The following is a 22,566-nucleotide window of genomic DNA, read 5'->3' as shown; positions in this document are numbered from 1 at the left end:
CCTTCCTGATCTACAAATTCATAACGGATCCGTATATTTGTCAGGAGTTTTCCGTTTTTTACGGCAGCGGCAAATGTTTCCTCAGCTTGCGATGCCGCTGGCAATAAGAGTAGGCAAATGGATGCGAGACTCAGGGCAAGCGTGTAAAAAGCGGTCCAGGTTCTCATGTCACTTCTCCAGGAAAAATATCTCTTTTCGCCAATTGGCGTAGTTATATTCTTTCCCGATCGTACAGTGACGATGATATCGTCTGTTGATCTTGATCAATTATAAATCTGAATATTGGATTCTAAACGGAAGGAACGGCTTGTCTAAAGAGTAGCTTGGTAACGACAAGTGGTTAGAAGCCGTCCCAAAATTCGCTCAGTTTGATTTGAGGAGGTCACGTATGATGAGCTCGAGCTTATTTAGCGAATTACAAGTTGCGGCTGTCGTGCAATAGGGGGCAATTCGCAACATTTCTGAATCGCCCGACCCCCAGATTGATTTGCGTTCCGGGTTCAGCCAAATTACTCGCTTTGCCCGCGATTTGATTTCCTTTAATATGTCGACACGTGGATCTGCCCCGTTAGATCGGCCATCCCCTAGAAAGATAACCGTCGTCCGATTATCGATCTCATCGAATATCAAATCCTTAAAATCTTCCATGGCGCGGCCATAATCCGTCGAACGACCGCCAAACTGGTCAATGGCAAGAGGGACGGCGTCCTCTGGTCCGAGACGGTCGAAAAGATCGGTTACCTCACCCAGTGTACCTGAAAATGCGAAAGATCGGACTTTTGGAAGAACCTCGTTCAAGGAATAGAGAAAAAGCAGGAGAAATCTTGCCACGGAGGCGACGGAGCCGGAAACATCGCAGACGGCAAGAACTTTCGGACGATCTTTGTGTTTTTGCTTCCAGTGAGTTTCAAACAAAATTCCGTCATAAGCAATATTACGGCGAATTGTTTTACGTATATCAAGCTGGCCCCGATTTTTAACTCTGCGTTTGCGGGAGTTCATATCGGTCAAGCGTTTGGCCATTCGGCGGACGATTTCGCGCATATTTTTGAAATCACGATGTTCAATATTCGACAATCGGATTTTTTTGAGAACATCTTGACGGAATTGCTTACCTTTTCCGCTGCTGGTGAGTGCTAGTTGTCTCTCCACCATATCTCGTACAGCATCGAATAATATTTCCAGTCGTCCTGCAAGATCCACTGCACCTTCGTCATCACCTTGTTCTTCTCGCGCCAGAATTTCCTGGTTGATTTGATCGAGCCCCATTTGTTCCATTATACGGCGCGTAAACAAGCCGCGCTGTGTCATGAGAACTATCCCACCCAGATTACTCTTTCCTGCGGCCTGCGTCATTGCCAGGGCCAGGGCAGTCTGGTCATTTTGCTCCAGCATATCTAGTAGCGAAGCATTAGGGTCGCCAAGCGGACTTTCAGAGTCCTGGTTATTGTCCTTTTCCTCATCAGACTCACTGGAAGAGAGGTCATCGTTTTCGTTGGCGGGTTCCGGATCGGTAAGGGGCGTGCCGGGGCTATTTTCGCCGTCCACGGTTTCCGGATCGTTCTTAAAATCAAATTCGATATTGTAGCTGAAAAATTCATCAAAGCAGCGGTTGAAACTGTCATGCTCTTCGACAGTTTTTGCCATGACCTGTGACAGCGCGGCCTTCAATAATCCACGATCATCGTAGCCAATGAGTTGCACGGTTTCCGCCGCGTCCAGGCTTTCACCAATAGATACCGGAATATCCGCATATCGCAGCATTTCTATAAATTCTGCGAGAGGCCTATCCATTAGCGAGTTTCTTTATGTGCGATCGCCACGAATTTCGGAACATCGGAGTTGGTATTTTCTATATCTTCCTCAAATTTCAAAAGCATATTTAAAGTATTGCGGACCATGTCAGCGTCAAGCTGTTCGGCGTGCAGCAATAATAATGTTCGTGCCCAATCGATGGTTTCGCTAACGGCTGGTAATTTCTTGAGGTCTTGAGTTCTTAGTTGCTGGACAAATGATACGATTTGATTACGGAGGTTTTCGTCCAATTCGGGAACCCGGGTCTTGATAATTCTCCGTTCCAATTCAGTATCCGGAAAAGGAATATAAAGGTGTAAACAGCGTCGTTTTAGGGCGTCGCTCATTTCTCTCGTATTGTTACTGGTCAGGAAGACGAGCGGTTTGGTTTTTGCCTTGATGGTACCAATCTCTGGTACCGAAATTTGGTAGTCTGATAGGATTTCAAGCAAATAGGCTTCGAATTCGTGATCAGATTTATCAATTTCATCAATCAAAAGGACTGTTTTTACGTCGGATTTCAAGGCTTGAAGTAACGGACGAGCTTCCAGGAATTTTTCGGAATAGAAGCTGTCTCCGAACTGGTGCAATTTGTCCATAGACTCATCTAACCCGACGGCATCTTCAAGCAGGTCGCCTAATTTTTCCTTGAGGATTTGCGTATACAGAAGTTGCTTGCCATATTTCCATTCATATAACGCTTTTGATTCATCCAACCCTTCATAACATTGGAGGCGGATCATCGGAGCGCCGAGCAATTCAGACGCGGCTTTTGCGAGCTCCGTTTTCCCTACGCCTGGCGGACCCTCGACGAGGATCGGTTTATCAAGCTTCTGCGACAGATAAATTGACGTTGCTATATGTCGATCGCATATGTAACCAGCAGATTCAAAACCAGCTTTAATGAGGTCAATGGCTTCCGCCGGGTCTTTATCGATAATACTCACGTGATAATTCCGTTCTCTTTCGGACAGGGAAAATTGTTTCCCGTGTTATTATTAGTTTTTAAATTCAAATCCGAACTCTTTCCATAACAGGCTTGCGCCACCATTTCCAGTGCTAACCCGCTGGACAGGGGTGGCGTGTCACGGTAAAAGTCTGCTCTGTTCTTAACTGAAGACATATATACCTTATTTGCGGCAAAGGTGACGGAGTTTTTGACATGAGTACAACAAACGAAATTCGAAGCTCTTTTTTGGAGTATTTTTCCAAGAATGGGCATGAGAAAGTCGACAGCTCACCTTTGATACCGCGCAATGATCCAACATTGCTATTTACTGCGGCTGGGATGGTACAGTTTAAAAATGTTTTCACGGGATTAGAAAAGCGACCTTATAGCCGCGCTGTAACAACACAAAAATGTCTTCGAGCTGGTGGCAAACATAACGATCTGGAAAACGTTGGGCGGACGGCCCGCCATCACACCTTTTTTGAAATGCTCGGTAATTTTTCGTTTGGTGATTATTTCAAGGAAGAAGCAATTGAGCATGCTTGGACGCTGCTAACCAAAGAATTTGGCTTGTCGAAAGAAAAGCTTTTGGTGACCGTTTATCACGATGACGACGAGGCAGTGGGGCATTGGAAGAAAATTACGGGCCTAACAGATGATAAAATAATACGTATTGCTACATCAGATAATTTTTGGTCCATGGGAGATACAGGCCCTTGCGGTCCTTGTTCGGAAATTTTTTATGATCATGGCGATCATATAGCCGGCGGTCCTCCCGGCAGTCCTGACGAAGATGGTGACAGATTTGTTGAGATATGGAATCTCGTTTTTATGCAATTCGAGCAACTGAATAAGAAGACGAGAGAAAGCTTGCCGCGCCCCTCAATTGACACTGGTATGGGTCTGGAACGTCTTACTGCGGTGCTGCAAGGTAAGCATGACAACTATGATATAGATTTAATGCGGACCATTATTGAGGCATCTGCAGAAGTCTCCAATGTTGACGCTGACGGAGAATTTAAAATCTCTCATCGGGTGATCGCAGATCATCTCCGTGCGTCATCCTTTCTCGTAGCTGACGGTGTGTTGCCGTCGAACGAAGGCCGTGGTTACGTGTTACGCCGGATTATGCGCCGGGCAATGCGCCACGCACATATGCTGGGCGCAAAGGATCCTATGATCTGGAAGTTGGTCAATACATTGGTGCACGAAATGGGTGAGGCATTTCCCGAATTATCGCGTGCCCAATCCTTGATTACAGAAACTTTGAAAGTTGAAGAAACGAAATTTAAGGAAACTCTCGAACGGGGTTTGAAACTTTTAGGCGACGCAACCGATAAACTCGGTGATCAAGAAGCTCTGCCAGGTGATGTAGCCTTTAAGTTATACGATACTTTTGGATTTCCTCTTGATCTGACCAAAGACATATTGAAAGGGCAGAAGCGGGGGCTGGACGAGGATGGCTTCGATATCGCTATGGCTAAACAAAAAGCTGCTGCGCGCGCTGCCTGGTCAGGTTCAGGTGAAGCGGTCACTGATCAGCTTTGGTTTGATTTGCATGAGCGCGTCGGGGCGTCGGAATTTTTAGGGTATCAGACTGAATCTGCTGAAGGTCAGGTTCAGGCTATTGTTGTGAATGGCGCCGAGCGGGATACCGCAGTCGAAGGTGACGACATTATGGTGGTTTTGAACCAGACGTCATATTATGGGGAATCTGGCGGACAGGAAGGAGATCATGGAATGTTGAAATCTTCCGATGGTTTTCTAATGGATGTAAAAGATACGCAAAAAAAGCAGGATCTCTACATTCATATTGGCCGGGTCGCCAAGGGATCACTTAAGATTGGCGATGTTGTCGAAACCAATATTGATGGCGTCCGTAGGGCTCGATTGCGGGCGCATCACTCGGCAACACATCTACTGCACGAAGCCTTGCGTCAGCGCTTAGGCGACCATGTAACACAAAAGGGATCGTTGGTAGCAGATGACCGCCTTCGGTTTGATTTTGCTCATCAGAAACCAATGTCGAATGAGGAAATTCGTCAGGTCGAAAATGATGTAAATGATCGAATTCGCTTAAACGCGCCTGTTGCTGTCCATTTGACAACGCCGGAAGACGCAATCAAAGCCGGTGCAATGGCCCTATTTGGAGAAAAATATGGCGATGAAGTACGTGTAGTCAGTATGGGTGGGCTGGATACGAGCAAAGATAAAGGTCGGGACTATTCAACGGAGCTCTGTGGTGGAACCCATGTTTCTCGTACTGGTGATATTGGGTTTTTGAAAATTACTGGTGAGGCTGGTCTTGCGTCGGGTGTGCGGCGAATTGAGGCTGTCGTTGGCCAGGCGGCTCTTAACTATGTCAATGATCGCGAACAGATGCTGTTTAATGCAGCTTCTTCTTTGAAGAGCTCTCCAGCCGAACTGACCACGCGTATAACAGGGCTATTAGATGAACGAAAGCGTCTCGAAAGAGAACTTACAGAAACACGAAAGAAGCTTGCGACCGGCGGTGGCGGTAAAACCTCCGAGATTGAGAAAATTGGCGATGTCGGGTTCATTGCCCATTTGCTTGGTGATATTCCACCGCGAGATTTAAAACCCATGGCCGACGAAATAAAAAAGAAACTGAATAGTGGTGTTATTGTTTTGATTGCGGCCAATGATGGTAAAGCATCGATTGTAATCAGTGTCACCGAGGACCTGGCAACTAAGTTTAATGCTGTCGATCTCGTACGAACCGGGTCAGAGGCTTTGGGCGGAAAAGGCGGCGGCGGCCGCCCGGACATGGCGCAAGCTGGCGGTCCGAATGCTGAAAAAGGCGCTGAGGCCATCGCCGCCATTCGTGAGGTGATTGCCTCGGCGGTTTGATGTGTCGATGATAGGAATCAAAAATCGGCAGGCCTGCCCCCCGCCGATTTCCGTACTCTACTAGTTACGCTACTAATGTCATGCCCCCATACATGTTACTTAATCTTGAGGACATGACGGTCCTCCCTTAGACTTGCCCGGCTAACGTCTTTTATGCTGCTAACCGGTATTATTGCATTTGATGGTTATAAAAGGCAAAACCTTGTCAGGAATATGGCGTTTCCAAGGTTAACGCGGCGTATCTCATGCTATTGAAAAATGCTAGTTGTTGAATACGTAACAAGTTGACGCGGAAAATGTTTCTCCGCCCGTATTTTAATTGAGGCACCTCAATGAATTTCATAAAAACCGGTATGCTGATTGCAGCGATAACCGCCCTTTTTATAGGGATAGGATTTTTGATCGGCGGGACAACAGGAATGCTAATAGCGTTTGTGATTGCAGTTGGCATGAATGGATTCGCCTATTGGAATTCCGACAAATTGGTGCTCAAGATGTATGGCGCTAGAATGGTGACGGAAACCGAAGCACCAATTCTCGTGCGTGTTGTTCAGGATCTTTCTGAGCGCGCCGATCTGCCTATGCCCAAAGTGTACATAATGGAAAATGCACAACCCAATGCCTTTGCAACCGGACGCAATCCAGAGAATGCAGCCGTTGCAGCAACAACAGGTCTTTTGGAGTTGCTGACCACGGAAGAGTTGGCAGGCGTCATGGCCCATGAATTAGCACATATAAAGAACCGTGATACTTTGACCATGACAATTACTGCAACTCTTGCCGGCGCTATCAGTATGTTGGCAAATTTCGCATTGTTCTTTGGTGGAAGCAGAAATAATAGCGGAGGTATTATCGGTGCTTTGGCGATAATGATATTAGCACCACTCGCTGCAATGTTAGTTCAGATGGCAATCAGCCGGACGCGGGAATATTCTGCAGATCACACGGGTAGCGAAATTTGCGGTAACCCTGATTGGCTTGCCAGTGCACTTCAAAAGCTAGAGCGGGGCGTTCAAGCTCATGAAAATGTACCGGCAGAAAAAAATCCCGCCTCTGCCAGTTTGTTTATTATTAATCCCCTGCATGGAAAACGTGCGGATAGCTTATTTTCGACGCATCCGGCAACAAAAAATCGCGTCCAAAAATTAAAGGAACTTACATTAAGTATGGTTCAGGTGAGGTCCGGCAATTATCGACCGCCCAATTCTCGCTATGTTAATGTTGAGCCGTCTTTGAAGCCATCTGGCGGAGGATCAACCCCGTACACAAAAGCCAAGTCGGGAGATCCTGACGATAAGAAAGGTCCGTGGGGATAGAAGTTTTGGATCAGCTAAGATTCTGTGGGTTCTTTACGAGAGCGCGAGTGAGAAAACGCGTCATATGATCAACAAATTCCTGGCGACTCTGACCTTTACGATAAGCATGTGGCGCGGAGAATTGAATCAACCCTACCATGGCATGACCAATAAGGTCCGGATCGACATCATCGTAGAGTTCACCCGTATCACAGGCATTCTTCAATCTAATAATAAAACCAGACGCAAACTTGCTCCGAACCTCTTTTGAGGTGGAATCCGTCGGATCAAAGACCTTCGTATCGACCATCGCCGATCTCAGTAGCCCAGGATTTTGCTCGGCGAATTCTTGAATGGCTGTAAGACTGTATCGAATATATTCCTCAAAACTATTTACCTCTGGAATATTCGACTGGACAAAAGCGTGTAGATCTTCTTGCGCGGAACTGGCGAAAGCCAGAAAAATTTCTCGTTTATCCGTGTAATGGGAATAAAAAGTTCCGTGAGCGACGTCGGCTTCCCGCGCAATATCCTGTGGGCGTGTTTCGTGATAGCCTTTGTCGACAAAAAGTTTGCGAGCAGCTTCCAAAAGTCTGTTGCGTTTTTCTTCTTTTCGTTTGCTGGCTCTATCTGTTGCCAGGACAACTCCTGCCGGTCCCGTCATTGGTACTCTACCTTTGATATTTTTTTGTTCTTTTTTTTGACTGCCGCTGGCAATTGTTGTGACATTTTGTCAGTATGCTGCACAATAACAGTCAGCCGACAAAAATAGAACAAAAAAAATAGAGGAGCTCGCTGCCGGCATGTCGTCCTACGTACCTTTTAGGGAACTCAATCGTCCGTCACCAGATATTAACGTGGCAGAAAACGAGGATGGTTCATATCTCCTTACAAGCAATACTCCGATCGGGAAAGTTGAAAAAAACGTCGCGTTTTACTGGCGCCGTTCAGCTGAAGAGTATCCTGAGAAGCCATTTTTAGTTAAGTGCGGTCCCCAAGAAGACTGGCCGGAATTGTCATATGCACAAGCTAAAAGGCAAGCGGATGAAGTAAGTACTTGGCTGTTGCAACAAGGATTCGGTCCGGAAAAATCCGTAATGATTCTGTCGGGCAATAGTTTTGCGCATGCGATTCTTACTATGGGCGCAATTCAGGTTGGCGTACCCGTCACGCCGGTTTCTCCTTCTTATTCGCTGTTGGGTACCGATTTCGAAAAATTAGCTTATGCTGTCAAATTAACTGAGCCGGGCCTAATTTTTGCTGAAGACGGTGACGTATTCGGTAATGCACTGGCAGCCGTCAATTCCGAAAACATAGAAATTCTTACGGCACAAGGTTCGGAATACGGTGGTTTGCGTTTTAGTGATTTGTTGGGAACATTAGATGAAACGGCGGTGGAAACGGCTTATGCATCAGTAGACGCCGGTACTCTTGCCAAAATACTTTTTACATCTGGCTCAACTGGGATGCCGAAAGCTGTGCCGAATACACAAGGAATGTTGTGTGCGGCCCAGAAAACTTTAGAGCTGGTTTCTGAACCCCGAGACCCAGTAAATACGCCTACCTATATTCTGGATTGGCTCCCTTGGCATCATACATATGGTGGGAACGTAAATTTCTTTGCTATCGCCCGGATCTCGGGCACCATTTACATGGATGACGGCAAGCCGGCGCCTGGTTTGTTTCAAAGGACATTGGAAAATTTAAAACGCGTGTCGCCGACGCGGTTCAGCAGTGTTCCGGCAGCATACGGGTTTTTAGCCGATCAGCTTGAGAAAGATGATGAACTTGCAAAAGCCTTTTTTAAAAATGTCGCGATTTGCCAATATGGTGGCGCCGCGCTATCCCAAGAAATGTTTGAAAGAATGCAAGTGCTTGCCATAAAGTATACCGGTCTGCGTATGCCGTTTGGCACCGGTTGGGGGGCGACGGAAACCACGGGAACTGGCACCGCTGTCTATTGGGAAACCGAAAAAGTAGGCCTTATTGGCGTTCCGACTCCTGGTGTGGATTTAAAAGTCGTTCCGGTAGGCGATAAGCTTGAAATTCGCATTAAGGGTGCCAATGTGCATACTGGCTACTACAAGCGCCCAGATCTAACAGCCAAATATTTTGATGAGGACGGCTTCTATTGCATCGGCGATGCTGTAAAATGGGAAGACCCATCGGAAAAGCAAACGGGATTAGTTTTCAACGGACGTGTCGCGGAAGACTTCAAGCTGGCGAATGGAACATGGGTGAGCACAGGGTCACTTCGTTTGTCTCTTATCGACGCCTTGGATCCGATTGTAAGGGACATCGTGATAGCCGGACATGACAAAGATGACGTTGGCTTGCTATTACTTCCAACAGAATCTGTCCTTCGACAGGTAGAGGGAAACCCCGATGCCATTTCTGTCGATGGTGAAGCGATAGTCGACAGTGATTTTCTTCAGCAGGTAAGAATGAAGCTAGAAAAATATAATGAGGAAAATAGGGCGCCGAGTCGTCGGGCTGGCCGCGCAGTTGTAATGGCTGCGCCCCTGTCGATCGATAAAAATGAAATCACCGACAAACAATATATCAATCAGTCAGCTGTGTTATCGAACCGGGCAGATCTCGTTCAACAGCTCTATGCGAACTCAGCAAATAAATCAGTATTAAAGTTTTAATAAAATCTAAAGAATGAAAGGCGTTATTAATGTCGAATTTAAATAAGCAAATACTGCTTAAATCCTATCCGGAAGGTGAGCCTACGGCCGCAAATTTCGAATTAGTTGAAACAGCGGTTCCGACCGCGAGCGAAGGACAAGTTCTGGTTAAAACTATTTATATGTCCTTGGATCCCTATATGCGAGGCCGTATGAGCCAGGCGAAAAGTTACTCAGCAAGTGCCCAACTCGGTGATCCAATGATGGGTGGCGGTGTAGGTGTCGTGGAGCAATCTAATAATTCGAGATTCAGCGTCGGCGATTATGTGATGACAGGGACAGGTTGGCAGGGGTATAGCCTTACTGACGGCACAGGTGTCATGAAGCTGGATCCGAGTTTGGCACCGATCTCAACAGCCGTTGGTGTGCTCGGTATGCCAGGTTTGACTGCTTATTTCGGATTACTGAAAATTGGCCAGCCTAAAGAAGGCGAAACCGTTGTTGTTGCGGCCGCGTCTGGCGCCGTCGGAAGCGTGGTGGGCCAAGTCGCCAGAATTAAAGGTACTCGCGCTGTCGGAATTGCAGGCTCAGCGGATAAATGCGCTTTTGTCGTCGAAGAACTCGGTTTTGATGCTTGTATCAATTATAAGGACGCGGATTTCGCTGAACAGCTGGCCGCGGCTTGCCCGGATGGGATTGATGTGTATTTTGAAAATGTAGGCGGGAAGGTCTTCGATGCCGTCATGCCGTTGCTTAATGATTTCGCGCGTATCCCGCTTTGCGGATTGATCTCACAGTACAATGCAACATCTCTACCCACTGGGACCAACTTCTTACCGGCACTAATGCGGGATATGTTGACTAAGCGTATGACATTGAGAGGTTTTATCATCTCTGACCATTACGAACATTTGCCAGATTTCCTTCGGGATATGGGAGGATGGATTGCAACCGGCCAGTTAAAATATCGCGAAGATATTGTTGAAGGAATTGAAAATGCGCCTGAGGCTTTTATCGGCCTTCTTAAAGGAGCAAATTTTGGGAAACTGCTTGTTCGTGTTTCCGATGATCCAACAAGAAACTAATCAGTCAGTAAAAACCTTAAGAGAGGAAAAAGAAAAATGACTGCCATAACTAATTTTGTCAAATATGAAGCGCATGGAACTGTCGGCGTTGTCACGGTAAACAATCCGCCGGTTAACGCATTGAGCCAAGGTGTTCGGGAAGGGATCAAAGGCGGTATCGAAGCTGCGATGGCCGATGCCTCGATTACGTCAATCGTTCTTGCCTGCGATGGCCGTACTTTTATTGCCGGTGCCGATATTACGGAATTTGGAAAACCTCCAACTGAACCTGGTTTACACGAGGTGATTGGTACGATTGAATCTTCCACTAAACCTGTTGTTGCCGCGATTCATGGAACGGCCCTTGGGGGTGGCTTGGAAACAGCTCTTGGCTGTCATTATCGCGTTGCTGTTGCCAGTGCCAAGGTTGGCCTGCCAGAAGTGAAACTGGGATTGCTGCCAGGTGCTGGCGGAACGCAACGGCTTCCGCGGGTTGTCGGCGTTCCAATGGCATTGACCATGATTGCTGGCGGCGCACCAATCGGTGCCAGGAAGGCTCTTGAAGTAGGCCTTATTGATGAGATAGTCGATGGCGATCTGACTGAAGGTGCCATCGAGTTCGCGAAAAAAGTCGTCGCTGAGGGACGTCCTCTCGTCAAGATCAGTGACCAGAATGATAAATTGGAAGAAGCCAAGAGAAATCCTTCTTTATTCGACGATTTTCGTAAATCTATTGCCCGTAAAGCCCGTAATTTTGAGGCACCGGAAAATTGTATCAAGGCTGTAGAGGGGGCTGTAAATCTTCCTTTCACCGAAGGTCTTAAACGAGAACGCGAACTCTTTATGGAGTTGATGCAAGGTGAGCAATCGGGCGCACAGCAATATTTATTTTTTGCTGAACGTCTCGCAAACAAAATCCCGGATGTTCCGAAAGAAACACCTGTGATTGATATAAATACGGCAGGTATTATCGGCGCCGGAACCATGGGCGGTGGTATCGCCATGAATTTCCTGCAAGCCGGAATCCCGGTAACTATCGTTGAAACAAAGCAGGAGTTTCTCGATAAAGGTATGGATATAATAAAATCAAACTATGCCGCGACCGTCTCAAAAGGCCGGATGTCTCAAGATGCGATGGAAAAATGCTTATCCTTGCTGACCGGGAGTATTAACCTCGAAGACTTGTGTGATGTGGATATTGTCATTGAGGCCGTTTTTGAAAATATGGACGTGAAAAAGGACATATTTGGCAAGCTGGATAAAATCTGCAAGCAAGGGGCGATCCTTGCCACGAATACTTCCACTTTGGATATTGACGAGATCGGTGAAGCGACAACTCGACCCGAATACGTCATTGGGTTACATTTCTTCAGCCCTGCCAATGTTATGAAATTGTTGGAAGAAGTTCGAACCAAGAAGACAAATGCTACTGTTATGGCAACCTGCATGGCACTTGCTAAACGGATTGGAAAAGTTCCAGCAATGGTTGGTGTCTGCGAGGGGTTTGTTGGCAATCGGATCCTGGCCCAACGCGGTGAACAGGCGAACAAGTTGATTTTGGAAGGTGCAAAGCTTGAAGACGTTGACCGTGTATTGTTTGATTTTGGATTACCAATGGGCCCATTTGCTATGTCAGATTTGGCCGGCAACGACGTGGGCTGGCGCATTCGACAAGGCAAAGGTGTCACGAGCCCAGTTGCGGATGCTATTTGCGAGCTCGGCCGGTTTGGTCAAAAAACTGGTGATGGCTACTATCATTACGAAAAAGGAAACCGGACACCTCAGCCCGATCCCATCGTTGAAGATATTATTATCAATGCTGCGAGAGATGCCGATATCAACCGTCGTCAGGTATCAGATGAAGAGATCCTCAAACGATGCGTTTATCCAATGATCAATGAAGCGGCAAAAATCCTGGAAGAAGGCATTGCCTCTCGCGCCAGCGACATTGATGTTATTTGGGTCTATGGCTACGGCTGGCCGGTATATCGCGGGGGGCCGATGCGTTATGCCGATCATATTGGTTTAGACAATATCTATAATGATATGTTGAAGTTCAAGGAAGAGTTCGGCGACGAATGGACACCGGCTCCTTTATTAGAAAAACTTGCGAAAGAAGGTAAAGGGTTTAAAGACCTATAAGCTTTTTTCTTAGAATTAAGGCCTCGTCATCCGGCGAGGCCTTTTTTTGTGTCTGATTTCCATGAAATATAACATGCTGGTATCAGCGCAAGTGCGAAGAAAATTCCGGCAATAAGAAAACAATCCTGAAAAGTGCTACTGGTCGCCGTAAGATATTCGTTATATGTAATCACGTCAGCTGAATGGAGTTCCATTAAATCAGTTTCGTAGTGATTGGAGCGGGCTGTAATGAGGACCGCAATAATGTTGACGCCTGCAGTGCCGCCCAGCATTCTACAAAAATTCAATGCCCCAGAAGCTTGGGGGACATGCTCTGAGGGTATGCTGGAAAGTGATAATGTACTGTTGGATGGCAGAATAAATCCCAGCGCTGTTCTGCTCAGGATAATCCAGCCAGCAACCAGCCAAAAACCGCTATATTGGTCTGAATAGCTAATACCAATTGATGAAATAAAGAACAAGACGATGCCAGTGAGCAGAAGTCGGTGAGGCGGCATTCTGTCGACCATTCGGCCCACCAAAGGTGAGACAGTGGCAAGTGCGAGCCCGCCGGGGAGAAGCATCAACCCAGCATCTGTTGCACTTGCATTGAGAACGGTTCGGGCGAATAACGGGACCATGTAAATACTGGAGAACATTCCTGCACTTGTAATAGCACCAATCAAAACGGTTGACGTAAAATACAGATTTCGAAACATCTGTAATCGGAGTAAAGGAGCCTGACTACGTGCATCACGTATAATAAATATCGTTAGAGCTACGACGGATATAGCGAGAAATGGTCCCACGAGGATATTGTCAATATCATAAAATTGACTGTTGGATAGTCCGACGAGGAAACAAGAGACTGCAACGGAAATAAACCCAAAGCTGATAAAATTGAAGCGGGATCGCGATCCAATTTCTGATCTATTGGGCAGGAATTTCCATCCCAGAATACCGGCGAAAACAGTTAAGGGAAGGCCGGCGGTAAAAGTATAGTGCCAATCCAAACTATCGGTTATTACGCCGCCAACCGTTGGTCCAATTGCCGGACCAAGGACAACGACCATACTGAAGAATCCGATCGCCGTACCTCGTCGGTTTGCTGGAAACAAAAGAAATACGAGAGCCATAGACAGGGGTTGTAGTATCCCGGCGCCAGCACCTTGAAGCAATCTTGAGAAAATCAGCAAATTGAAATTTGGGGCGAACTGGCCCAACATACATCCACTAAAAAACAATGTGATCGCTAACATGAAGGCAGCGCGAGCGCCATAATTTTGCAATAACCACGCAGTGGACAGCATACAGATGGTTGTCGCGCTAAGAAATCCAGTCGACATCCATTGGGCAGAAGCTTGAGTGATACGGTATTCTGCCATGATGTCCGTCAGGGCGACATTGATCATCGTCGAGGATAAGATCGACGCCATCAGACCGATAATTACCGCAAGAACAGCGAACCATTTAAATTTGGCGCCGTATTTTTCTTCCAGCATTTGATTGCGGCTGATCATCGAAAAGTAACCTGAAACTAAAGGAAGGTATCGGGAAAAACCGCTTATTCGGAGAATTCGTTCCGAATTTTTTGGGAATGCTCTCCTAACCCGGGGATTGGTTTATACGTTGGGGACGCACCGGCAAACTGAACGGGAGATGCCACAAGGTTTACAGGGCCCGAAGGACTGTCTACGGACATTCTTTCGATTTGAGGATGGGAGGATAAGTCAGCAACGCTATTCAGCGAACTAAAAGCGATCCGAGCATCAGAAAGGCGTGTGGTCATCTCGTTTCTAGTGTGAGCCCCGAATACGGCACTAACCTCTTTATTGAGCTCCGTTCTATTTTTTACTCTGTTTTCATTGGTAACAAATCGCGGGTCGTCAACGAGCTCGGGTTTTCGGAGAGCCTGGTCGCAAAGGTTTTTCCATTCAGTTTGGTTTTGAATGGAAATGACGATTGGTCCGCCTTCTTTTGTTTCATAAGCTTCATATGGTGCGATTGAAGGATGGCTGAGCCCGCCGCGTCCCGGCGCCTTGCCTCCGTATTCTTGATGCAGGAGAGGGACCGTCATCCAATCTGCCATGCCGCCGAATAAAGTGGATTTAATGGATTTTCCCTGACCTGTTTTTTCGCGCTCGTACAGCGCTTCCAAAACACCGATCAAACCATGCATGCCGGCAGCGATATCGCAAACAGAGACACCGACCCGTCCGGGCTCACTGGGAGAGCCTGTAACCGCTGCCAGTCCTGTTTCAGACTGAACGAGCATGTCATACGCTTTCATCGTCGCATAAGGCCCTTCTTCGCCATACCCCGAAATATCAACGGTAATTAGTTGGGGATGAGCCAAACGAAGTTGTTCACTTCCAACGCCAAGACGCGCAGCGGCACCCGGGGCAAGATTTTGGATAAAAACATCTGCTTTCGAAATCATTCTCTTTAGTAGCTTTAGATCCTCGTCGTTCTTTGCATCGAGTTGAACAGACTCTTTGCCGCGGTTAAGCCAAACGAAATAGGCGCTTTGACCTTTGACGACGGTATCGTAGTTGCGGGCAAAATCGCCTTCTGGTCGTTCTATCTTAATGACACGTGCTCCTGCATCAGCAAGTTGGCAAGAGAGATAGGGAGCGGCTACCGCTTGCTCCAGTGAAACCACGAGAATGCCGTCAAGGGGACCGGTCATAAGGATCTTCTTCTATATTTTAATTGTTCTTTTTCTATCTATGAACTTATTTTCAAGACGACTCAAGGAGAATGGTATTATCCAATCCAAATCGCTAGAGTTCTACTAAGCGATGCGTAATTCAATCCGGTTTCCTTGTGCCATTCATTGAATGCGGCCTGTACGTTAGCGCGATCCCGCTTCGCGGTAATCTTGCCCGCAGCTATTTTCAGTTTGTTCAGGGCCCGTATGACATCTGGTGTGAGCATAAAACTGTCTTTGCCCATCATTCGTAAGAAATAGGGACCAGAGTTGCCGCCGAGTTGCGTAAATCTTTTCTTGAGGTCTTCCCATAATCCTATGGCATCTGTTTCCTGCCAGTCCGCCAAATAATTCCCAAATGATCCATATTCCTTTTCAAGTGCAATCATAGCTTGAGCGTTATGATGTGTTGCTCGAATTTTGCCTAAGTGGCGTATGATACGGGTATCAGTCATTAATCGTTCAATATCATCTTCAGAGAAGAAAGCTACTTTGTTGGGCTCAAAGCCAAGAAACATCTCTTCAAAAGCTGGCCATTTATTGCGTACCATTTTTTGGTTCAGGCCTGCCGAAAATACACGGAATGTCATGGTCGAAAAGTAATCGGTTGTCGCAATTTGACGTAGTTTATCGTTTGGCAAGATTTCAGGCATTCTCTCCGCTAATTCTTTTTTTCCGCCGCTGTTAGCTTCTGCTTTTTTCTGTATTTCTGTGAACGATATCATGTGACCTCAGAACAACTTTTGGCGGAAATTTATCCCACCGTAATTTCCATCACGCAGAATAGCCAGACTTAGTTAGCGGAAGCGTGCGAACGCGATCGCCGGTTGCCGCGAATATCGCATTTGTCACGGCCGGCGCAATTGGAGGCGTTCCAGGCTCTCCTACACCGCCAAGGCGTCGACCGCTTGGGGCCAGAAAAGTTTCGATTTCTGGCGCGTTTGCGAGTCGGATCATATCGTAATCCGGAAAATTTTCGTTGACCACTTGACCATTTTCGATCGTAATTTCGCCAAATAATGCGGCGGATAGGCCAAATATAATTCCGCCTTCCATTTGGGCTACGACTGTATCAGGATTGACAACCGTCCCGCAATCGATCACGCAATACACTTTATCAATTGTCACCACTTTTTCATCATCTACCGATACTTCTGCCACCTGGGCGACAATGGAACCAAAACTTTCATGAAGAGCCACGCCCCGACCTTTACCGGCAGGCAAGGGCGAAGACCAATTACTGACTTCTTTGGCTTTTTGTAAAACAGCGGTGAAATCTTGATTGTCACGTAAATGAGCAAGTCGAAATTCAATGGGATCTTGCTTGGCTGCAAAAGCGGCTTCATCCATAAAACTCTCTGTAAAGAACCCATTATAGGAATGGCCAACACTCCGCCAAAATCCAACGGGAATTGGCAGTGTTACGGGAACATGATCGACAAGCCGATTGGTGAATTCATAAGGTATATCGGCAGCTCCCTCGGATGTAGTATTGTCTGGGACATCCATTGTCGCCCATGGAATAAGTCGAGCGGTGAAGGAGCCGGAAACAGATTGACTGACAATTCTATTTTTCCAGGCCTCAATTTTCCCATCCGCCCCCAAAGCCGCGTGAAACTGTGACACAGCAGCTGGTCGGTACATATCGTGTTGAATATCGTTTTCGCGCGTCCATACTAGTTTGACAGGTCTGTTTTTCAGGGACTTAGCTATTGTTACAGCCATTAAAACGAGATCAATTTCAGCACGTCGTCCGAAACCGCCACCGAGCAAGGTAGTATGAACTTTAATGTTCTCTGCCGGCACATCGGCAATTTTTTCGGCAAACCATTTTACTAACGTGGGGGCCTGGTTCGGCATCCAGACTTCTACGCCTGTCTCCGTCACTTTTGCCGTACAGTTCATTGGTTCCAAACACGCATGAGCAAGATATGGTACTGTATATGTGGCAGTAATTTTGTTGGGGGCTGATGAGAGTGCTGAAGTCGCATCACCAATTTCTGAGTAAGTGCGTGCGTCGTCGTTGCCGACGCTCTGGGTCAATAAATCTATTATTTGATCAGAAGATGTTGAAACAGCCTCGCCGCTTTCAAAAATGACGGGTAAGTTTTCAACAGCTGTTTTGGCGCGCCAGAAGCTATCGGCAATAACGGCGACACCGGTTTCAAAGGCAACCACCTTCAAGACCCCTGGTAACTCCACCACAGCCTTTTCTTCATATGAGGCTACTTTTCCGCCAAAGACAGGACACAACTTGACGGCAGCATAGGCCATATCTGGAAGGGTGATATCTATACCGAATACAGCGGCGCCATTTACTTTTTCTGGTATGTCTAGTCGGTAAACAGGTTTTCCGATGAGTTTGTAATTATCTTGGTTTTTAAGATTATTGGACAGTGGGACAGTTTCTGATGCCGCTTTAATGACAAATTCTCCAAAACCACCGCTTTTATTGGTTCGGGAATGAGAAATAACACCATTCTCAACAGAGCATTCGTCGGGTGATACCTTCCAGGTTCTTGCCGCCGCTGTAACCAGCATGCTTTTGGCGGTTGCACCAGCCTGGCGCATAGGGATCCAAGCATCTCGTACACTTGTGCTACCCCCGGTCGCCTGAACACCAAGCAGACCTGCTACATTAGCCATTCCGGCGGCACCAATTGTATCTTCGCCATCATGAAATTTATCTGAAAAAGGTAAGGCGTCTTGTAGGACAGTTACATTTGCATAAACGTCGTCAATAGGTGCTTGCTCGACCCGAATAGTCTCAAAATCAGCGTCGAGTTCCTCAGCAACAAGCATTGCGAGTGCCGTGTAAATTCCTTGGCCCATCTCGGATCGGGGAATTGCAACAGTCACAATTCCTTTGGTATCTATTTTAATCCAAGCATTTAATGCAATTTCCCCCTCTGAAGTTGAGGCTGAAAGGGCGGCATTATCGGGGTCGTCTGTTTTAAAACCATACCCAATAGCAAGTCCGCCGCCGGCCAAAGCACCAGCAACGAGGAATTTCCGGCGTGTTAGTTTAAACTTACCCATTTTACTGCCCTCCTTGCTTTTTGGCCGCATTGTGGATGGCTTTTCTTATCCGTGGATATGTTCCGCAGCGACAGATATTTGTGATTGAGGCATCTATATCATCGTCAGTGGGGTTTGGATTCTCTTTGAGAAAGGCTGAGACAGACATAATCATGCCTGACTGGCAATACCCGCATTGTGGGACTTGCTCTTCAATCCACGCCAATTGAACGGCTGTGAGTGTGTTTTCTGCCAGCCCTTCAATGGTTGTTATGTCCGAACCGACAACGTCTTCAATCGCAATCGAGCAGGATCTGACAGGATCACCATCAATATGAACCGTGCAAGCACCGCAAGCTGATACGCCACACCCAAACTTTGTACCTGTAAGATGAAGTGTATCTCGTAAAACCCATAACAATGGAGTGTCAGGTTCTACATCCGCGGTTGTTGTTTTGCCGTTTACAGATATTTCAAACATTTAGGGAAAACCTTTCGATGGAAACCATATCAACAGGGATTGGGCTTGGCTGAACACGTATTAAATTTTCATCGACGAACATAACATGGCCAAATATCAATTTTAAGGGAAGTTTTCGTCGATTGCCTTTAGAAACTGATTTCCGTATTTAGTTTTCTTGCTGGCTCCAACACCCGACAATTCCCCGAAAGCTGTTAATGTTCGGGGTTTGAACTGCGCCATTTCAAGCAGTGTTTTATCATGAAAAATTACATAAGGCGGTACATTCTGTTCTTTTGCTAGCGCAAGACGCACAGTTTTAAGGAGGGTAAACAGGGCCTCTTCTTCTTTTGAAGTAAAAACTTTTTGCGACTTTCCAGACCTGCTTTTCCCTTTTATTGGAGTGCTCATCTTTTTAAGCTGAAGAGTTTTTTCGCCTTTTAGAACGGGTCTACATGTTTCATGGAGGGATAATCCTCCATATCCTTCCAGATCTATACTTAGCATTCCCAAGGCGAGTAACTGTCGGAGTATTGATTGCCAATCAGGCCGGCTCCAGTTTTTGCCAAGACCATAAATTTTTAGTGAGTCATGGCCAAATTTCTTAATTTTATCTGTTTCGGATCCCAACAATATATCTGTAATATGGCCGGCGCCAAACATTTCACCCGTACGATATATGCAGGAAAATGCCATTTGCGCTGCTTCTGTCGCGTCGAATTGTACCGGTGGGGTTAAACAATTATCGCAATTTCCGCAGCTCGTAGGGGCTTCTTCCCCGAAATAGTTCAATATCATTAGACGTCGACACAAGGCACTTTCACAAAATTGCAAGAGTGAATCCAGTTTGCGGTGATCTAGATTCTGTTGTTGCTGGCTTTTATCCGGATTTTGCATGAGGGCTTTCAGCTTTGCAACATCCTGCAAACCGTAGGCAAGCCATGCATCTGCCGGTAAACCGTCGCGGCCGGCACGGCCCGTTTCTTGATAATAGGATTCCATGTTTTTCGGAAGATCCAGATGCGCCACAAATCGGACGTCAGGCTTATCAATACCCATGCCAAATGCGATTGTCGCAACGATGATTACAGCATCTTCTTTCAAAAATCGAGATTGTGTTTCTTTTCGGACGTCAGCAGAAAGGCCTGCATGGTAGGGCAGGGCTATGCGACCCGATTGCGCGATTTTGCTTGCAATTTGTTCGACTTTTTTGCGTGACATGCAATATACGATTCCGGCGTTTGTGGAGTGCTCAGTATCGATAAAAGATTGCAATTGCGCAGTTCCCCCCGTTTTACTAACCAGGCGATAGCAGATATTAGGGCGGTCAAAGCCATCTCGGAAAATATGCCCGTATTGAAGGCCGAGCCGTTCAACAATATCATTTTCTGTTGGGGTATCTGCTGTCGCGGTTAATGCCAGTCTAGGAACATTTGGGAACTTTTCTGCTAAAACATCTAGCTTCAAATATTCTGGGCGAAAATCATGGCCCCATTGTGAGACGCAATGTGCTTCATCAATGGCAAATAGAGAAATACTGCATTTGTCTAATAGATTCATGAAACCCGCCGCAAATAATCTTTCTGGTGCAATATATAAAAGTTTTAGTTCGCTTTTTAGTAAAGCCGCTTTTACGGCATCCTGTTCTTCTCGCGTATGTGAAGAATTCAGTGCTGCCGCTGCAATGCCTAATTGTTGCAGGGCTTCAACCTGATTTTGCATTAAAGCTATTAGAGGTGAGATAACAACTGCGAGGCCATCCATACATAGAGCGGGTATTTGGTAGCAAAGAGATTTACCACCCCCTGTAGGCATCAGAACCAAAGCATCTCGTTTAGCCAGGACATGGTCGATTACCTTGTCTTGTTGACCGCGAAATGCGGGGTATCCAAATATATTTGTAAGGGCGTCTAACGGTTTAAGCGACATGGAATAAGTTATAGAGATATACTTTTTTCAAGCAACAGCAGAAATTAATTTTTGGCCTAATTAGCTACTCAATAAGGCAAATAATGCGCGGTTACGTGAGGCGCTGCTTTAGAGATTGTATCTCCAATGCAGCCTCTGCCAGAAAATGCTTTAATCGGGTGTTTTCTTCGTCAACTAATTTACGGCGAGAAACTTCCTGAGATTCTATTTTCTGACTTTACTTTCGCCACCGGTAAATCGTAGCTTTCGATATTTGGTATTTTTGCGTAGCTTCATCGACGGTTAAGTTATGAGATAGTTCCTTTAGTATCAACGCAATCTCCTTTTGAGAATAGTTTTTACGTTCCATTGGGTTGAATGGCCTTCGTGAGAGGCGTTACAGTTTTGCATCGTATTTCAGCTTTCAAGAGTGAGGGCACCTATCGTGATTGCGGGCTATGAGGGAGTAAATCGCAATTCAGGTATGTCTATTTCTTGCCAATTTCGTTTACTACGGCTTGTAGTGCTGCGAGATTTTCAGGTATTGCGCTTCCCGAAATTAAATCTTGCGAAGCTTGAGCCGCGGCCGCTGGATCTGTCATAAGTAATTGCTTCGACGCTGCAATAGTAATTGCATTATGAATAGAGAAACTATGTTGTTGCTGGGCAATCACATTTTGCAATGCGAGGCCTATGCTATGGGCCATCTGCTGGTAAAGTATTCCCATGGCCTCGGCAGGTGCGTCACCCAATACGCTAAGGTTTACTTGTGCTATCGAGCCCGTAATTTGGCTATTCACATATGACTCTGTTGTCATTTTTTGTCTCCGTTACTTGGCCTGCAAAGCAGTTTTCTGGCGTAAGTAGACCAGCAGAAAAATGTTCCTAAATGTCGGTATTTCTTTTTGTTGCATGCGTTTTAATGACGGGTTCCTGGGAGTCAAAAGATCCATAAGCTCGCTGACTATAAAATGCGGGAGGTTCCGATCGACGTGCAGAAATATTTGCTGTTTGAGTCATCAAGGATTGCAGATTTTGAGTTAAAGAGGCAATTCCAAGGCTGTACATATGTTGTTGATTTGACACAGAGTTTTGCATTGACGCCCCAATCGACTGCGACGTCGTTTGAAATAGTGTCGCGATAGCTTGGGCCGGCGCGAGCCCTATATTAATTGTATTGGCCTGCGTGATGGCATCGGTAATCTGGCTATTTACCGCCACTGCTTGAGCGGACACCTTTTGCTTTTCGGTCATGGTTATTCCTTGTGATTTGTTAGTCCCGGTATTTTGAACATTACGTACTTTTCTCCTTTGTGTACGTAATGTTCAAAATCGTGCCGGAGAATCCACTCCACTATTAATCTGTTTATGCCGTGTTGTATCTTGGTGAATTGTCAGGCTTCTCAAAACTAGACAAGACACCTTTCAACGCCGCAATGGTTTCAGCGACCGGATTACCACTTAGAATTTCTTGCGTTGCTTTACCTTCTGCGGCAACATCCAGAGTGTAAAGGAGTGTGACCGCCCCTGTGACGACCGCAGAGTCGATTGTATTCTTATGCTGTTGATTGGAGACCATATTCTGCATTGACATACCAGTTGACTGCGCCATCATTTGATAGAGCATTCCCATTGATTCCGCCGGAGCATCACCAAGTACCTTTACATTCGTTTGAGAAATTGCATCTGTAATCTGATCGTTTACCCAAGTTTTGTCTGCCATCTTTAGTTTCCTTTACCTTTAAT

17 protein-coding genes are annotated in these 22,566 nt (G+C 46.4%); 5 read left to right on the top strand and 12 right to left on the bottom strand.

All coding sequences use genetic code 11. The features are described from left to right. Positions 1-363 precede the first annotated feature (363 nt). Positions 364-1,794: a vWA domain-containing protein gene (locus tag V7723_RS13800; protein ID WP_335685071.1), complete on the bottom strand. Its 1,431-nt coding sequence runs from the start codon at positions 1,792-1,794 to the stop codon at positions 364-366. Further along, positions 1,794-2,741: an AAA family ATPase gene (locus V7723_RS13795; RefSeq protein ID WP_335685070.1), complete on the bottom strand. Its 948-nt coding sequence runs from the start codon at positions 2,739-2,741 to the stop codon at positions 1,794-1,796. Before V7723_RS13795 ends, V7723_RS13800 begins: the two co-directional genes overlap by 1 nt. Before the next feature lie 215 nt (positions 2,742-2,956). On the opposite strand from V7723_RS13795, the gene alaS reads away from it, so the two are divergent. Together alaS and htpX are read left to right on the top strand one after the other, a co-directional pair. Beyond that, a complete protein-coding gene (alaS, locus tag V7723_RS13790; protein ID WP_335685069.1) occupies positions 2,957-5,614 on the top strand; it encodes an alanine--tRNA ligase in 2,658 nt (885 codons plus the stop codon). 332 nt (positions 5,615-5,946) lie between these two features. Then, positions 5,947-6,930 carry a zinc metalloprotease HtpX gene (gene htpX / locus V7723_RS13785; protein ID WP_335685068.1) on the top strand — a complete coding sequence of 328 codons (984 nt, stop codon included), beginning with the start codon at positions 5,947-5,949 and terminating at the stop codon, positions 6,928-6,930. A 10-nt stretch (positions 6,931-6,940) separates the two neighbouring features. On the opposite strand, the gene V7723_RS13780 is transcribed toward htpX, so the two are convergent. Continuing rightward, a complete protein-coding gene (locus tag V7723_RS13780) occupies positions 6,941-7,573 on the bottom strand; it encodes a TetR/AcrR family transcriptional regulator (protein WP_335685067.1) in 633 nt (210 codons plus the stop codon). A 139-nt stretch (positions 7,574-7,712) separates the two neighbouring features. Here V7723_RS13780 and V7723_RS13775 point away from each other — a divergent pair, with 139 nt between their 5' ends. Genes V7723_RS13775 through V7723_RS13765 form a run of 3 tightly spaced genes read left to right on the top strand, consistent with a single transcriptional unit; the run spans position 7,713 to position 12,745 of the window. Then, positions 7,713-9,560 (top strand): AMP-binding protein, encoded by a 1,848-nt coding sequence (locus tag V7723_RS13775; RefSeq protein WP_335685066.1) that lies wholly within the window; start codon positions 7,713-7,715, stop codon positions 9,558-9,560. Between the two features lie 29 nt (positions 9,561-9,589). Continuing rightward, the gene (locus V7723_RS13770; RefSeq protein ID WP_335685065.1) at positions 9,590-10,624 is read left to right on the top strand and encodes an NADP-dependent oxidoreductase; all 1,035 of its coding nucleotides are present in this window, start codon (positions 9,590-9,592) and stop codon (positions 10,622-10,624) included. Positions 10,625-10,660: 36 nt separating this feature from the next. Continuing rightward, on the top strand, positions 10,661-12,745 hold the full coding sequence (locus tag V7723_RS13765; protein WP_335685064.1) for a 3-hydroxyacyl-CoA dehydrogenase NAD-binding domain-containing protein: 2,085 nt from the start codon (positions 10,661-10,663) through the stop codon (positions 12,743-12,745). Between the two features lie 26 nt (positions 12,746-12,771). Here V7723_RS13765 and V7723_RS13760 read toward each other — a convergent pair whose 3' ends face one another. The 9 genes from V7723_RS13760 to V7723_RS13720 all read right to left on the bottom strand — a co-directional run bounded on the left by V7723_RS13760 (position 12,772) and on the right by V7723_RS13720 (position 22,543). Continuing rightward, entirely contained in the window at positions 12,772-14,244 is a 1,473-nt protein-coding gene (locus tag V7723_RS13760) for a DHA2 family efflux MFS transporter permease subunit (protein ID WP_335685063.1), read from the bottom strand. A gap of 44 nt (positions 14,245-14,288) precedes the next feature. Beyond that, the gene (locus V7723_RS13755) at positions 14,289-15,413 is read right to left on the bottom strand and encodes a CaiB/BaiF CoA transferase family protein (RefSeq protein ID WP_335685062.1); all 1,125 of its coding nucleotides are present in this window, start codon (positions 15,411-15,413) and stop codon (positions 14,289-14,291) included. A 77-nt stretch (positions 15,414-15,490) separates the two neighbouring features. Continuing rightward, positions 15,491-16,159 (bottom strand): DNA-3-methyladenine glycosylase I, encoded by a 669-nt coding sequence (locus V7723_RS13750; protein WP_335685061.1) that lies wholly within the window; start codon positions 16,157-16,159, stop codon positions 15,491-15,493. Positions 16,160-16,208: 49 nt separating this feature from the next. After that, positions 16,209-18,473 (bottom strand): xanthine dehydrogenase family protein molybdopterin-binding subunit, encoded by a 2,265-nt coding sequence (locus V7723_RS13745; protein WP_335685060.1) that lies wholly within the window; start codon positions 18,471-18,473, stop codon positions 16,209-16,211. A 1-nt stretch (position 18,474) separates the two neighbouring features. Next, positions 18,475-18,933, bottom strand: a complete 459-nt coding sequence (locus tag V7723_RS13740) for a (2Fe-2S)-binding protein (RefSeq protein ID WP_335685059.1) — start codon at positions 18,931-18,933, stop codon at positions 18,475-18,477. Positions 18,934-19,035: 102 nt separating this feature from the next. After that, entirely contained in the window at positions 19,036-20,841 is a 1,806-nt protein-coding gene (gene recQ, locus V7723_RS13735; protein ID WP_335685058.1) for a DNA helicase RecQ, read from the bottom strand. A gap of 467 nt (positions 20,842-21,308) precedes the next feature. Then, entirely contained in the window at positions 21,309-21,638 is a 330-nt protein-coding gene (locus V7723_RS13730) for a RebB family R body protein (protein ID WP_335685057.1), read from the bottom strand. 67 nt (positions 21,639-21,705) lie between these two features. Beyond that, entirely contained in the window at positions 21,706-22,074 is a 369-nt protein-coding gene (locus tag V7723_RS13725) for a RebB family R body protein (RefSeq protein WP_335685056.1), read from the bottom strand. Positions 22,075-22,186: 112 nt separating this feature from the next. Beyond that, positions 22,187-22,543 (bottom strand): RebB family R body protein, encoded by a 357-nt coding sequence (locus tag V7723_RS13720; protein ID WP_335685055.1) that lies wholly within the window; start codon positions 22,541-22,543, stop codon positions 22,187-22,189. Between the last annotated feature and the right edge of the window lie 23 nt (positions 22,544-22,566).

The organism is Sneathiella sp. (assembly GCF_036960985.1).
Taxonomy (GTDB): domain Bacteria; phylum Pseudomonadota; class Alphaproteobacteria; order Sneathiellales; family Sneathiellaceae; genus Sneathiella.
This window is presented reverse-complemented; position numbering and strand designations above follow the sequence as displayed.